The organism is Terrabacter carboxydivorans, assembly GCF_039532035.1.
In the GTDB taxonomy this organism is placed as follows: Bacteria; Actinomycetota; Actinomycetes; order Actinomycetales; family Dermatophilaceae; genus Terrabacter; species Terrabacter carboxydivorans.
In genome coordinates, this window is the sequence record NZ_BAAARE010000003.1 from 47,646 (window position 1) to 61,457 (window position 13,812).

14 protein-coding genes are annotated in these 13,812 nt (G+C 72.2%); 4 read left to right on the forward strand and 10 right to left on the reverse strand.

Features of this window, described 5'->3' with window-relative positions; translation table 11 throughout:
* The first annotated feature begins 6 nt into the window (after window positions 1–6).
* Window positions 7–579, forward strand: coding sequence for an HhH-GPD-type base excision DNA repair protein (locus ABD297_RS03965; protein WP_344253194.1), 573 nt, complete (start codon window positions 7–9; stop codon window positions 577–579).
* A 103-nt stretch (window positions 580–682) separates the two neighbouring features.
* On the opposite strand, the gene ABD297_RS03970 is transcribed toward ABD297_RS03965, so the two are convergent.
* The 6 genes from ABD297_RS03970 to ABD297_RS03995 all read right to left on the reverse strand — a co-directional run bounded on the left by ABD297_RS03970 (window position 683) and on the right by ABD297_RS03995 (window position 5,853).
* Window positions 683–2,059: an MBL fold metallo-hydrolase gene (locus ABD297_RS03970; protein WP_344253196.1), complete on the reverse strand. Its 1,377-nt coding sequence runs from the start codon at window positions 2,057–2,059 to the stop codon at window positions 683–685.
* An 89-nt stretch (window positions 2,060–2,148) separates the two neighbouring features.
* Window positions 2,149–2,760: a rhodanese-like domain-containing protein gene (locus ABD297_RS03975; RefSeq protein ID WP_344253198.1), complete on the reverse strand. Its 612-nt coding sequence runs from the start codon at window positions 2,758–2,760 to the stop codon at window positions 2,149–2,151.
* Window positions 2,761–2,818: 58 nt separating this feature from the next.
* Window positions 2,819–3,628 (reverse strand): sulfite exporter TauE/SafE family protein, encoded by an 810-nt coding sequence (locus ABD297_RS03980; RefSeq protein ID WP_344253200.1) that lies wholly within the window; start codon window positions 3,626–3,628, stop codon window positions 2,819–2,821.
* Between the two features lie 148 nt (window positions 3,629–3,776).
* The gene (locus tag ABD297_RS03985) at window positions 3,777–3,944 is read right to left on the reverse strand and encodes a hypothetical protein (RefSeq protein WP_344253202.1); all 168 of its coding nucleotides are present in this window, start codon (window positions 3,942–3,944) and stop codon (window positions 3,777–3,779) included.
* A 109-nt stretch (window positions 3,945–4,053) separates the two neighbouring features.
* Window positions 4,054–5,451, reverse strand: a complete 1,398-nt coding sequence (locus ABD297_RS03990; protein WP_344253204.1) for a rhodanese-like domain-containing protein — start codon at window positions 5,449–5,451, stop codon at window positions 4,054–4,056.
* A gap of 78 nt (window positions 5,452–5,529) precedes the next feature.
* Complete coding sequence (locus tag ABD297_RS03995; RefSeq protein WP_344253206.1) at window positions 5,530–5,853, reverse strand: rhodanese-like domain-containing protein; 324 nt, start codon at window positions 5,851–5,853, stop codon at window positions 5,530–5,532.
* 221 nt (window positions 5,854–6,074) lie between these two features.
* Between ABD297_RS03995 and ABD297_RS04000 the strand changes: the two genes are divergently transcribed.
* Window positions 6,075–6,389: a metal-sensitive transcriptional regulator gene (locus ABD297_RS04000; protein ID WP_344253208.1), complete on the forward strand. Its 315-nt coding sequence runs from the start codon at window positions 6,075–6,077 to the stop codon at window positions 6,387–6,389.
* Between the two features lie 45 nt (window positions 6,390–6,434).
* On the opposite strand, the gene ABD297_RS04005 is transcribed toward ABD297_RS04000, so the two are convergent.
* From ABD297_RS04005 to ABD297_RS04015, 3 genes are all read right to left on the reverse strand, one after another.
* Window positions 6,435–7,103: an ArsR/SmtB family transcription factor gene (locus tag ABD297_RS04005; protein WP_344253210.1), complete on the reverse strand. Its 669-nt coding sequence runs from the start codon at window positions 7,101–7,103 to the stop codon at window positions 6,435–6,437.
* Entirely contained in the window at window positions 7,096–8,430 is a 1,335-nt protein-coding gene (locus ABD297_RS04010) for an MFS transporter (RefSeq protein ID WP_344253212.1), read from the reverse strand. Before ABD297_RS04010 ends, ABD297_RS04005 begins: the two co-directional genes overlap by 8 nt.
* Window positions 8,431–8,543: 113 nt before the next feature.
* The gene (locus tag ABD297_RS04015; protein WP_344253214.1) at window positions 8,544–9,914 is read right to left on the reverse strand and encodes a cystathionine beta-synthase; all 1,371 of its coding nucleotides are present in this window, start codon (window positions 9,912–9,914) and stop codon (window positions 8,544–8,546) included.
* 230 nt (window positions 9,915–10,144) lie between these two features.
* On the opposite strand from ABD297_RS04015, the gene ABD297_RS04020 reads away from it, so the two are divergent.
* Window positions 10,145–11,314 (forward strand): SGNH/GDSL hydrolase family protein, encoded by a 1,170-nt coding sequence (locus ABD297_RS04020; protein ID WP_344253216.1) that lies wholly within the window; start codon window positions 10,145–10,147, stop codon window positions 11,312–11,314.
* A 122-nt stretch (window positions 11,315–11,436) separates the two neighbouring features.
* Here the strand turns inward: ABD297_RS04020 and ABD297_RS04025 are convergent, their stop codons facing one another.
* Entirely contained in the window at window positions 11,437–12,201 is a 765-nt protein-coding gene (locus ABD297_RS04025; RefSeq protein ID WP_344253218.1) for a hypothetical protein, read from the reverse strand.
* Window positions 12,202–12,505: 304 nt separating this feature from the next.
* On the opposite strand from ABD297_RS04025, the gene ABD297_RS04030 reads away from it, so the two are divergent.
* Window positions 12,506–13,729 carry an acetyl-CoA C-acetyltransferase gene (locus ABD297_RS04030; protein WP_344253220.1) on the forward strand — a complete coding sequence of 408 codons (1,224 nt, stop codon included), beginning with the start codon at window positions 12,506–12,508 and terminating at the stop codon, window positions 13,727–13,729.
* Window positions 13,730–13,812: the final 83 nt, after the last annotated feature.

Below are 13,812 nucleotides of genomic sequence, written 5' to 3' on the forward strand. Positions count from 1 at the left end.
GCGGGCATGGGCTTCCACATCGCCAACGAGCCGGCCGCCGACCAGGTCCTCGATGAGCACCCGTTCGCCGTCGTGGTCGGCATGATGCTCGACCAGCAGTACGGCATGGAGCACGCCTTCCGGGGCGGCTACAAGGTGCTGAGCCGGTTCGGCACGCTCGACCCCGCCGCCATCGCGGCGGCCGACCCGGACGAGTTCAAGGCGATGGCCAGCACGCCGCCGGCCATCCACCGCTTCCCGGGCTCGATGGCCGCGCGCCTGCAGGAGCTCGCCGCCCTCGTCGAGGACCGCTACGACGGCGACGTCACCCGCCTCTGGACCGAGGCGGACACCGGCAAGGAGCTGCTGCGACGGGTGCAGGAGCTGCCGGGCTTCGGCAAGCAGAAGGCGCAGATCTTCGTGGCGCTCCTTGCCAAGCAGCTCGGTGTGCGCCCCGACGGATGGGAGTCCGCAGCAGGCGACTACGCCCTGGAGGGCTTCCGCTCGGTCGCCGACGTCGTCGACGCCGACTCGCTGCTCAAGGTACGAGAGTTCAAGCAGGCCAAGAAGGCCGAGGCGAAGGCCAAGCAGACAGACTGAGCACCAGCTCTTCTCGCAGGTATGCCGTTGGGCTCGCTTCTCGTGGAAGCGAGCCCAACGGCATACGGTCCGAAGCCCTCGGTCGGGCTGCGCGTCGGCGTGACTAGGCGACGGCGTGGGCGCGGTCCCACGCGCCGTAGCCACCGAGGATGTCGGACACGTCGGCGTAGCCCTTCGACCGCAGCAGGCTCGCACCGACCGAGCTGCGCCAGCCGCCCGCGCAGTAGACGAGGACCGGCCGGGTCGGGTCGAGCTCGACGCTGCGTCGTGCCAGCTCGGCGAGCGGGATGTGCACTGCGCCGGGAAGGCCACCGGACTCGAGCTCACCGGCGTTGCGGATGTCGACCACCTGCACGTCCTGGCTGACGGCGGCCCGGTCGGCCTCGGCGACCGAGAGGCGGCTCGCCTGGTCGACGTCGCCCCGGTGCGTCAGGAGGTAGGCCTCCGGATCCGCGACGTAGCCGACGACGTGGTCGTAGCCGATGCGAGCGAAGCGCGTGGCCACCTCCTGCTCCTGGCCCTCCGGCGCGATGACGACGATCTCGTCCTCGGGCGCGAAGACCATCCCGACGGTCTCGGCCATCCGACCGTCGGCGGGCACGTTGACCGAGCCGCGCAGGTGCCCGGCGGCGAACTCCTGCACGTCGCGGGCGTCGTGGACCCGCGCCCCACGGGCGATGGCGGCCTCGACCGCGGCCTCGTCGAGCGCCGGGACGGCGGCGTCGACGGCACGCAGCTCACGGGACTGCTTGTTGAGTGTGGCGTTGTAGACGAAGTACGCGGGCGCCGCGGACTGACCGGCGGTCACCACCTCGAGGAACTCCGCCTCGCTCATGGGCTGGCAGGCGTAGTTGAGGGCGCGCTGCTCGCCGATCGTGGACTGGCGCTCGGTCGAGAGGTTCTTGCCGCAGGCCGAGCCGGCTCCGTGGGCGGGGAAGACGCGGACGGCATCCGGAAGGCCCATGAGCTTGCGCTGCACCGAGTCGTAGAGCATCTTGCCGAGCTCGTCGGCCGTGACGCCGACCGAGGCGAGCAGGTCGGGGCGACCCACGTCGCCGATGAAGAGGGCGTCACCCGTGAGCACGCCGTGGGCGACGTCGTCGTCGGCGTGCTCGAAGACGAGGACCGAGATCGACTCGGGGGTGTGCCCGGGCGTCGACATGATCTCGAGCGTCACGTCACCGAGCGAGATGCGCTCGCCGTCGGCGAGGTGGCGCACGGGGAAGTCCGTGGCCGCGGCCTCGCCGTAGCCGATCCACGCGCCGGTCTCACGCGCCAGCTCGAGGTGCCCCGAGACGAAGTCGGCGTGGAAGTGGGTGTTGACGATGCCGACGATCTCGAGCCCGCGGGCCCGTGCGTCGTCGAGGTACTCGGCGACGTCGCGTCGGGGGTCGACGACGACGGCCTTGCCGCTCGTCTCGTCTGCGACCAGGTACGAGGCCTGCGAGAGGCAGTCGAGGTAGTACTGGGTGAAGATCACTGGGGCTCCTGACGGGGATGGGACACGAGTCTGTACAGTTGAACGGATACCCCTAGGGGTATATTCCGAGAGGTCTGGACGGAGGCGCCTCAGGCGGCCGCCTCGTTCAGCTCGCGGATCACCGCGCCGAGGGTGGGTGCCGTCCGGCGGTTGTGGGGCAGCATCGACAGCGCCTTGCCCATGGCGCAGCTGTCGGTCAGGGCCGCTCCGGCGAGGCCGGCGCCGATCGCGGCCGACACCCACTTCAGGGCCGGTGCCTTGGTGCTGGCCAGGACGCCGGACAGGACGATGCCGCCGGCGACGAGCCGGACCTGGCGCTCGAGCTCCCACGTCTGGGCGCCGCGCTTGAGGGGTGCCCCGGCGGCCTCCCAGGCCACGACCCCTCCCGCGAGGACGTGCACGTTGGCCAGTCCCGTCTCGGCGAGCAGGCTCTCGGCCTGGCCGGCCCGGGCACCGGACCGACAGATCAGCACAATCTCCTGGTCCAGGTGGGCGCGCAGCTCGTCACGGTGCTCTCGCAGGAGCGGCAGCGGCACGTTGTACGAGCCGGGGATGTGGGCGGTCGTGAACTCTGCCGGCGTGCGCACGTCGAGCAGTCGCGGACGGTCCGGTGCGGCCAGCCACTCCTGCAGAGCGGCCGGGTCGAGGGACGCGGGTCGGGCGACCGCAGGGTGGGTGGTGGCGTCAGTGGTGGTGCTCATGGTTCCTTTCATCACCCGTCCGGGCGACCGGACGGGGCTGGTGGCTGACGAGGGGGTGTCAGCCGACGAGGGACAGGCTGCGCGCAGCCGTGTAGAGGGCGACGCCGACGAGGAGGACGGCGAACGCGACGGTGAGGTGCCGAGGGTTGGCCCTGGAGGCGATCCGACCGCCGACGAGGCTCCCCACGATCGCGGCGACGGTGAAGGTGGCGATGAGCCGCCAGTCCAGGGTGCTGCTGCCGTGGGTCACGCGAGCGACGAGGGCGGTCGCGCTGTTGACCGCGATGACGAGCAGCGACGTGCCCACGGCGGTGGGCATGGGGAAGCCCAGGGCCAGCACGAGGGCCGGCACGAGGGCGAAGCCGCCGCCGACGCCGAAGAAGCCGGTGAGCAGGCCGACGAGCGTGGCGGTGACGACCACCTTCGCGACCCGTGGACAGGCGCAGGCGAAGGGCCGCAGCGTGATCATCGGCTCCTCGGTCGGGTCCAGCACCTCTGCCGGCAGGCGGGAGCCGAGCACGCGCCGCAGCATGAGGGCGGCCACGAGGAGCATGAGCGCGGCGAAGGAGAGCAGCAGGGTCGAGGGAGCGACGGACCGGGACAGGGCGGTCCCCGCGAAGGAGCCGGCCGTCCCGAGCGCCCCGAAGAGCAGGCCCTGGGCGAAGCGCACGCGGCCGGCGCGGGCATGCGGCACGAGCGCGATGAGGGAGGTGATCCCGACGATGATGAGCGAACTCGTCGTGGCGTCGCGCGGGTCCTGACCGAGGACGTAGACGAGAGCCGGGACGGTGAGGATCGAACCCCCGCCGCCGAGAGCTCCGAGGCTCAGGCCGATGAGGACGCCGAGCGGGATGGCCAGCAGCAGCACGAGACGGACTCCTTGGGTGCGTGGGGCGGGTGCGTCGGGGCGGCCGCGGCGCCGGGAGCGGGTGCGTGGGCGCGCACCCGCTCCGGCGCCGACCGGCCGCTTTCAGACGGGTCGGTCGAGCGGATCAACCGGATGGGCGGATCGGGTCTCAGCGACCGAAGAGGCGACCCAGGAAGCCGCCCCCTCCGGTGGAGGTGGGGGCGTGGCCGGGGCAGCGCTGGCCGGTGGGCACGTTGCGCATGACCTGGTCGACGTGCTGGCCGCAGCCGGCCCAGGTGGTCTTGCCGCAGGTCTTGCAGGTGGCGGGTCGGCACATGGTGGTCGTTCTCCTTGTCTGCCGTCGCGGTTCGGCGGCATCGGTGGTGGTGTGACGTGGTGATGAAGGGGTGGGAGCTTGGGGACAGGAAGGGACGGACGGGCTGGGGTCAGGCGGCGGCCGTGAGGGGCAGGCCGGTGGCCGCCGCGTGCTCGTCGTAGCTGTCGTCGACGGCGACGACGCGATGGCCGTGGGCCGCGAGGACCGACGCCGCGATGGAGGCCCGGTAGCCGCCGGCGCAGTGCACCCAGACCTGGCCCGGTGGCGTCTGCCCGAGGCGCGTGAGCAGCTCGTGGAGCGGGATGCTGACCGCACCTTCGATGTGCGAGGCGGCGTGCTCGGACGCGCGACGGACGTCGAGGACGGCGACGTCCCGGTGGTGTCGCACCTGGGCGAGGTCGGCGAACGTGGCGCGCTCGAACGAGCCCAGTGGCTGGTCGGTCCAGTCGGCCGGCTCGCCGGTGGCGGCGCCCTCGAGGTGGTCGATGCCGATCCGCACGAGCTCTCGCTGGGCCTCGGCGACCTGCTCCGGCGAGTCGCCGAGCAGGGTGAGCGGCGTGCCCCACGGGATGAGCCAGCCGAGGTACGTGGCGAACTGGCCGTCGATGCCGAAGTTCAGAGTCCCGGTGACATGCCCTGCCGCGTATGCCGTCCGGCTGCGCAGGTCGACCACCCACTCACCGCGGGTGATCCGGTCTGCGAGCACGTCCTTGTCGGCGCGCTCGGGCGCCTCGAGGTCCGGCACGTCGGGGCCGCCGGCGTTCGCGGCGCCCATGTGGGCGTAGTAGGCGGGGTAGTCGTCCAGCCCGGCGAGCGTGTCGGCGACCCAGCGCTCCTCGTCCTGGGTCAGGGCGGGGTTGGCCCGCTTCTCCTGCCCGATGGTCGAGGCGGTCGTGTCACCGGTGGAGCCGGCCGAGCAGAAGCTGCCGAAGCCGTGGGTCGGCAGCACTGGGGTGTCCTCGGGCAGCTCGTCGGCGAGCCGGTGGGCCGACTCGTACTGGTGGTGCACGAGGTCGTGCGTGTGCTCGCGACCGAGGAGGTCGGGCCTCCCGGTCGCGCCGAAGAGGAGCGAGCCGCCGGTGAAGACGCCGATCGGTCGGAGCGCGCCCGACCCCTCTCCGCCGTCGCCGGGGGTCGCCGCGTCGAGGGCGTAGGACAGGTGCGTGAAGGTGTGGCCCGGCGTGGCGATGACCCGTACCCGCAGCGAGTCGGAGACGTCGATGACGTCGCCGTCCCGCACCGGCACGCGGTCGAAGGAGACCTCGTCGTCGGCGTTGACGTGGTAGTCCGCCCCGGTGGCGAGCGCCAGCGCGTGGCCGCCGGTGACGTAGTCGTTGTGGATGTGGGTCTCGAAGACGTGCGTGATGGAGACGTTCGCGTCGTCCGCGAGCCGGAGCACGCGGTCGATGTCGCGCTGGGGGTCGACGACGATCGCCACCCGCCCGTCATGGGCGAGGTAGCTGCGGTCGCCGAGCGTGGGCGTGTCGATCGGGATGATGGTGGCCATCGATGGTCCTCTCGTCGTGGCGGGCGCAGGTCGGGTCGGGCGGGGTGTGACGGCGGGTGCTGCCTCGCGGGCAGCGCCTCAGCCGGCGGGCTTCAGGCCGCTGACGACCGGTCGGCCTGATCCGGCCCACGCGGACGTGCCACCGTCGACGGAACGCGCGTCGAAGCCGGATCGGGCGAGGTAGTCGCTCATGGCGCGGCTGCGGTTGCCGCTGGCGCAGATGACGTAGACGGGTCGCCGCTGGTCGAGCTCGCCGACACGGGACGGCAGCTGACCCATCGGCATCAGCACAGCCCCGGGGACGTGGCCCCCGACGTACTCGCCCGGCTCCCGGACGTCGACGACGACGGCGCCGTCCGCAGCAGCGGCGGCGAGCTCTTCGATACTGGCAATGGTGGTCATGGACACTCCTCCGGGACTAGGGATCGATACCCATGGGGGTATCTGTCAGACAGAACCCTAGCCTCCCTGCCGCCGTTCCGTCGAACTGGACGGCGCGTCGCCGCCATGCCCCCTAGGGTATTGATCCGGAGATGAGGGCACCTCGGTCGGGGCCATGCGCAACTTATACCCCAAGGGGTATAGACTTCGCGCTGAACCTCTGCCCCCTCAAGGAGATCCGCATGACGACCGCCACCAGCACCCCGACGACGCCGACCCCAGAGCCCGCGGCCGGCTCCCCCGCCAGCGACGACCTGACCCCGGTCGTCAACCGGCTCAAGCGCGCCCAGGGACAGATCGGCGGCGTCATCCGGCTCATCGAGGAGGGCCGCGACTGCCGCGACATCGTCACCCAGCTCGCCGCCGTCAACAAGGCTCTCGACCGGGCCGGCTTCGCCATCGTCTCGAGGAGCCTGCGTGAGTGCGTCAGCTCCCCCGGCGGCCTGCAGCCGGAGGACCAGGCCGCGCTGGAGAAGCTCTTCCTCACCCTCGCCTGAGGTTCACCGGGGCCGCGTCGGGACGGAGCAGTGGTCCGCGCGCTCTCAGCCCTGGCTGGATGCCGGGGTGAGGCGGCCGGCCAGACGCCACTCGAGCGCCCCGTCGGCCGCCCGGCGAGCGCTCACTCCGTGCGCCGACAGCATCCGGACGGCGTCGTGCGCCAGGACGCAGTAGCGACCCCGGCAGTACGCGACGACCTCTCGCCCGACCGGCAGCTCGCCGAGCCGCTGCGCGAGCTCGTCGAGCGGCAGGTTGAGGGACCCGTGCAGGTGCCCCGCGGCATACTCCACCTGCGGGCGGACGTCGATGACGACGACCTCTCCCGTGGCGAGGCACCTCAGCAGCTCGTCGGTCTCCACCGCCTCGGTGTCGTCCGGACCCAGGTACGCGCGTCGGGCGGCTTCGGTGTGCGGTCGGCGGGTCTGGGCGACCTGCTGGAGCACTCCCCACAATCCGGCCACGTCGTCACCGGCCAGGGCATAGACGTGCCGCTTGCCGTCGCGCCGGGACACGAGGAGACCCGCCTCGCGAAGGACCTGCAGGTGGGCCGAGCAGGTGCTCATCCCGAGCCCCGCAGCCCCCGCCAGGACTTCGACGCTGCGCGGGCCCTGGGCCAGGAGGTCGAGCAGCTCGAGGCGCTTGGCGTGGCCGAGCACCTTTCCCACCGCGGCGAACTCACCGAACAGGTCGTCCTTCGCCGCGCGGTCACCCACCGGTCGCACCGTCCCCCGCCAGAGGCGCGTGCCGGTAGTGGTGGGTCTCGTACATCCGGGCGGCCACGACGACCCCGGAGGCGGCCGTCAGGGCTGCGACGACCCAGACGGCCGCGCGCACCCCGAGCGCATCGGCGACGACGCCCGCCAGGAGCGCGCCGACCGCGAAGCCGCCGTCGCGCCAGAGCCGGTAGATCCCGACCGACCGCGCCCGCCAGGCCGGGTGGGCGACGTCCCCGATCGAGGCCAGGAGGGTCGGGTAGACCATCGCCGTGCCCGCTCCGAGGAGGGCCGCCGCGACGACCCACCACGCGAAGGCGTCGGCCAGCGCGATGCCGGCCAGGGCGAGCGCCTGGAGCCACATGCCGGCAGCGATGAGCCACTTGCGCCCCCACCGATCGGACAGGGCGCCGGTCACCAGTTGCCCGACCCCCCACACCGCCGGGTAGACGGCGGCGAGGACACCGATCCGGCCGACCGAGACGCCGGCGCCGGCGAAGAGGACGGGGAACAGCCCCCAGGCGAGGCCGTCGTTGAGGTTGTTGACCAGCCCTGCCTGGCTCGCCGAGGACAGCGCCGGCTCACGGAAGCTGGTCTGGACGAACACCTCGCGGTCGGTGAGCTCGTCGTGCAGGTGGTCGTGTCGTCCGTCGGCGCGAGCCACGTGCCCCGACGCCTCGAGACGCGCGTGCTCGCGGGTCTCCCTCACCGCGAGCACCGAGAGGCCGAGCCCGAGCGCCGCGAAGGCGAGCCCGAGCAGGAACGGCGCCGGGCGCAGCCCGAAGGACTGCGCGAGGTAGCCGGTGACGAGCGCCGTCACCGCCACCGCGCCGTAGCCCGCGGCCTCGTTGAGACCCATGGCGAAGCCTCGCCGCGCGGGGCCGACGAGGTCGATCTTCATGACCACCGTGACCGACCACGTCAGCCCCTGGCTGACCCCGAGCAGGAGGTTGGCGACGAGCACCCACGTCCACGACGGGGCCCAGATCAGCAGGAGCGGGACGGGCACCGCCACCAGCCACCCTGCCACCAGCACGGGCTTGCGGCCGTAGCGGTCCGCCCACGTCCCGGCGAGGTAGTTCGTGGCGGCCTTGGCGAGACCGAAGACGAGGATGAAGGACAGCCCGGCGGTGTAGGCGCGGAGCCCGAACTCCTGCTCGCCCAGCAGCGGCAGCACCGTGCGTTCCTGCCCCAGCATGCCGCCGACGAGCGCGTTGACCGCGACGAGCAGGGTGAACTGGGCGATGTTCTGGCGGAGGCCGAGGCGCACCGGCCGATCGCCGACGGGCGCCGGGTCGACCGTGCGGTCAGAGGCTGGGCGAGACATGGCTCCATCATTCCATGGATCTGTGGAATGAGAGGTATCGCGTATGCCGCTGGGCCCCTTCCTCGTGGAGGGGGCCCAGCGGCATACGTGTGTCAGGCGTCGCCCGGCGGAGGTCAGTCGGCGAGGAAGCCGAGCAGGTCGGCCCGGGTCAGAACGCCGATCGGCTTGCCGTCCTCGACGACGAGGATCGCGTCGGACTCCTCCAGCTCCTTGCGGGCCGCTGACACCGGCGAGCCGGCACCGACGAGCGGCAGGCCCGGCTCGATGTGCTTCTCGACCGAGTCCGCGAGGTGCGCATGGCCGGTGAAGAGGGCGGCGAGCAGGGCTCGCTCACTGACCGACCCGGCCACCTCGCCGGACATGACGGGCGGCTCGGCCTTGACGACGGGCATCTGCGAGACGCCGTACTCGCGCAGGATCTGCACGGCGTCCCGGATGGTCTCGTTGGGGTGGGTGTGCACGAGAGCGGGCATGTCGCCCGACTTGCTGCGCAGCACCGAGCCGACGGTCTCCTCGGTGTGGTCGTTGAGGAAGCCGTAGGAGTGCATCCACTCGTCGTTGAAGATCTTGCTCATGTAGCCGCGACCGGAGTCGGGCAGCAGGACGACCATGACGGCATCCTCGGGCAGGTCCTTGGCGGCGCGCAGAGCCGCCACGACGGCCATGCCGCACGAGCCGCCGACGAGCAGGCCCTCCTCGCGGGCGAGTCGACGCGTCATCTCGAACGAGTCGGCATCGCTGACCGCGATGACCTCATCGACGACCGACGGGTCGTAGGCGCCTGGCCAGAAGTCCTCGCCGACACCCTCGACGAGGTACGGGCGACCCGTCCCGCCGGAGTAGACGGAGCCCTCGGGGTCGGCGGCGATGATGCGCACGGCGCCGTCGCTGACCTCCTTGAGGTACTTGCCCGTGCCGCTGATCGTGCCACCCGTGCCGGCGCCCGCGACGAAGTGCGTGACCCGGCCGTCGGTGTCGCGCCAGATCTCCGGACCGGTGCTCAGGTAGTGGCTGTTGGGGCCCTCGGGGTTGTAGTACTGGTTCGGCTTCCACGCGCCGTCGATCTCGCGCACGAGGCGGTCGGAGACGGAGTAGTAGGAGTCGGGGTGCTCGGGCTCGACCGCGGTCGGGCAGACGACGACCTCGGCGCCGTACGCCTTGAGCACGTCGCGCTTGTCCTGGCTCACCTTGTCGGGGCAGACGAACACGCAGTGGTAGCCGCGGCGCTGCGCGACGAGCGCGAGGCCGACGCCGGTGTTGCCGCTCGTCGGCTCGACGATGGTGCCGCCGGGCCCCAGCAGGCCGTCGCGCTCGGCGGCCTCGACCATGCGCAGGGCGATGCGGTCCTTCACCGAGCCACCGGGGTTGAAGTACTCGACCTTCGCCAGCACCGTGCACCTCACCCCCGCGTCCGCGACGACGGAGCCGAGCTTGACCAGGGGCGTGTTGCCGACGAGGTCGGCGACGTTCTCTGCGTACTTCACCCGCCCATCCTAGGAGGGCCGTCCCACCGGTCGAGACACCCAGCCTCCTCAGCGCTCGAGCGGGCCTCCCAGCCTTCCCCGGAGCTGCCCTCGAGCTTCCCCCAAGCTGCCCTCGGCCGGCCATCGACCACCCACCGGCCGGTCCCGAACCGGGCACGGACCGCCCGGCCCGGGCGTTACCGTGGTGAACCGGACGCAGTGTCGACCGCGACGCAGGAGGGGGCTTTCCGATGGGGCGTGCACGGCGCGCGCGCAAGATCGCGCAGGCGGCCGCCTACGGCGGCGGCGTGGGTGTCGCCGGTCTGGGGGCCCTCGGCGCCCTCGGCTACGGCGTGCTGCGGGTCGAGGCCAGGATGGCGCGGCGGATCGTCGGCCAGCCCTTCGAGGGCGCCCCCGCCGACAGCGGCACCTACGGCTCCGGGTCCGGCGCCCCCCTGCGGTTCGTCGTGCTCGGCGACTCGACCGGCGTCGGGATGGGCGCGGACCATGCGCACCAGACGATCGGGGCGACCATCGCGAACGGCATCGCCGCCTTCAGCGGGCGGCCGGTCGAGCTGACCAACGTCGCCGTGATCGGGGCCGAGTCGCCCGGCCTCGACGAGCAGGTCGAGCGCGCCCTGTCCGCGGTGCCCGAGCCCGACGTCGCCGTCGTCATGATCGGCGCCAACGACGTCACCCACCGCATCAACACGACCGTGGCCGTGCGGCACCTGGAGATGACGGTCCGCTCCCTGCGCGAGGCCGGCGCCGAGGTCGTCGTGGGCACCTGTCCCGACCTCGGGGCGATCGAGCCGGTCCCCCAGCCCCTGCGGCTGCTCGCGCGCCGCTGGTCGCGCGACCTCGCCGCCGCCCAGACCGTGGCCGTCGTCGAGGCCGGCGGGCGCGCCGTGTCGATCGGCGACCTGCTGAGCGAGGCCTTCTCGGCGGAGCCGCACGTGATGTTCAGCCAGGACCGCTTCCACCCCAGCCCCGCCGGCTACGCCCGGGTCGCCGCGGCCCTGCTGCCCACCGTCAGTGCCGCCCTCGACCTCTTCGGCGAGCGCAGCACCCCGGCCGAGCCCAACCTGGGGCGCGGGGAGAGCGTCGGCCCGCTCGCCGTCGCCGCGACCAGGGCCGTCACCCAGCCGGGCACCGAGGTCGCCCCGGCGGAGGTCGGCGGCCAGGCCCGCGGCGCCCACGGCCGCTGGGCCGTGCTGCTCCACCGCATCCGCCCGACCGTGCCGGTCGCCGCCTCCCCGGCCGTCGCGACACCGGCGGCAGGTCCGACGGACCTCTCCACAGACGCTGTGGGCACCGGCCCGAGCACCGACCCGGCGCACCTCGGGACGGAGGGGACGGCATACGCCCCCGTCGACGAGCGGCAGCCGCAGGACCCCGCCGAGGACGCCGTCCTGCGCTGACGCCGCACCCGTTCCCGCGACGGCCACGGCACGGCCACGGCCACGGCCACGGCCACGGCCACGGCCACGGCACGACGAAGGGCCGCCCGCACGTGCGGGCGGCCCTTCGGAAGTGACGGAGGTCAGCCGATCTTCATGATCTGGCCGGCGTCAGGGGCCTTGATGCCGAGGTCCTCGTTCCACTTGGAGAAGTCGAGCTGGCCGGGGCTGTCGGACGAGCCGGTGAAGCGCACGACCTCGGACTTGTCCTTGGAGACGTACAGCGCCCCCTCCTTCTTGCCCTTCTTGTCGGTCAGCACCCAGCAGTCGACGCCGTTGACGTTCTCGGTGGCGACGTCGGACGACAGCTGCTGCGGGGTGACCGCACCGAAGGCCTTCTCGAGGAAGCTCTTCAGGCTGAGGCTCTCGGTCATCGACGAGGCCGAGGCCGGGGCCTTGATGAACTTGTCGCCGGCCTTCTGCACCGAGGCGGGAGCGCCCTGCTTCTTCCAGAAGGTCGCGTCGCCCTGGATGAAGACGCCGTCGGCGACCGAGATGACGCGAGCCTTGCCGTCGCCCTCCATCTCGATGGCGATGTCGGCGGTCTTGCCGTCGCTCGTGCCCTTGAAGTCGATCTTGATGGCCTTGCCGTTCTGCTCGACCTGCCCGACGAAGGCACCCGAGGTCGCGGCGAGGGCGTTCGACTTGGCCTTGTCGAGGATGTCGGCCGCCTGCGACGAGCCGCTCGTCGCAGCCGTCGTCGAGCTCGTCGTGGCAGCCGGCGTCGACGTGGCCGCGGCGGAGCTGGTGGCGGCGGCAGGCGTCTCGGACTTCGAGCACGCGGCTGCGCCGAGGCTGATCGCGATCGCGCCGGACACGGCGACGACGCGAGTCGTGAAGGTCTTCATGGTGGGCAAGCCCCCTGGTCGTCGGAGGGTCCGGAGTGAGTGCCCGGACCGGGTCGGTGCCATCGGCGCCGACGATCCACCCTAGCCGTCGCGCCGGCCGCCCTTCCGGTCGTACCCGGTCCGCGGGCGACCCCCTCGGTCGCGGGCGATCCGCCACGTTCCGCCGCGCACCGAGACGCACGTCATGGCCGACCGCCCTGTCCAACGGGTGCGAGGACGTCCTACCATCGTGGGAACTGAGCAAGCGCTTAGTCGCCCGTCGCACCGCAGCGCGGGCCGTCGATGCTGCACCAGGAGATCCCCCGTGACCGAAGCCGTCATCGTCTCGACCGCCCGCTCGCCGTTCGGCCGCGCCTTCAAGGGCTCGCTCAAGGAGGTCCGTCCCGACGACCTCGCCGCCACGGTCATCCAGGCCGCGCTCGACAAGGTGCCCGCCCTCGACAAGCGCCTCGTCGAGGACCTCTACCTCGGCTGCGCCGAGCCCTCCGGCCGCCACGGCTCCAACATGGCCAAGGTCGTCGCCACGCTCCTCGACATCGACGCGACCCCTGCCGCGACGATCAACCGCTTCTGCGCCTCCTCGGCCCAGACGACGCGCATGGCCTTCCACGCGATCAAGGCCGGCGAGGGCGACATCTTCATCTCCGCCGGCGTCGAGTGCGTCTCGCAGTACACCGACTGGGCCGGTGCCGGTGGCGCCAAGGAGGACCAGCAGAACGGCCGCTTCGCCGACGCCCAGGCCCGCACCAAGCGCATCGCCGAGTCCAACGAGACGTGGACCGACCCGCGCCAGGACGGCCTGCTCCCCGACATCTACATCTCGATGGGCCAGACGGCCGAGAACGTCGCGACGGCCTACGGCATCTCCCGCGAGCGCCAGGACGAGTGGGGCGTCACGAGCCAGAACCGCGCCGAGGCCGCCCTCGGCCGGGGCTTCTTCGACTGGGAGATCACGCCGGTCACGACCCCCGACGGCACCGTGGTGAGCAAGGACGACGGTCCCCGCGCCGGCGTCACGCTCGAGGCCGTCCAGGGCCTGAACCCGGTCTTCCGCGAGCAGGGCACGGTCACCGCCGGCAACTGCTGCCCGCTCAACGACGGCGCCGCGGCCCTCGTCATCATGAGCGACACCAAGGCCAAGGAGCTCGGCCTCGAGCCCCTCGCCCGCGTCGTCTCGACCGCCGCGACCGGCCTCTCGCCCGAGATCATGGGCCTCGGCCCGGTCGAGGCGACCAACCTCGCGCTCAAGCGCGCCGGCCTGTCGATCGGCGACATCGACCTCTACGAGATCAACGAGGCCTTCGCCGCCCAGGTGATCGGCTCGGCCGACCAGATCGGCATGGACTACGACAAGCTCAACGTCAACGGCGGCGCCATCGCCATCGGGCACCCCTTCGGTGCCACCGGCGCCCGCATCACCGGCACGCTGATCAACGCGCTGCGTGAGCGCGACCAGCAGTTCGGCCTCGAGACGATGTGCGTCGGCGGCGGCCAGGGCATGGCCGTCATCTTCGAGCGCCTCAGCTGAACGATCGGACCCGCTCCGACCACGGCGAGTGGGCACCTTCCCCCCGGGCAGGTGCCCACTCGGCGTTCCGGCAGAAGGTGCGG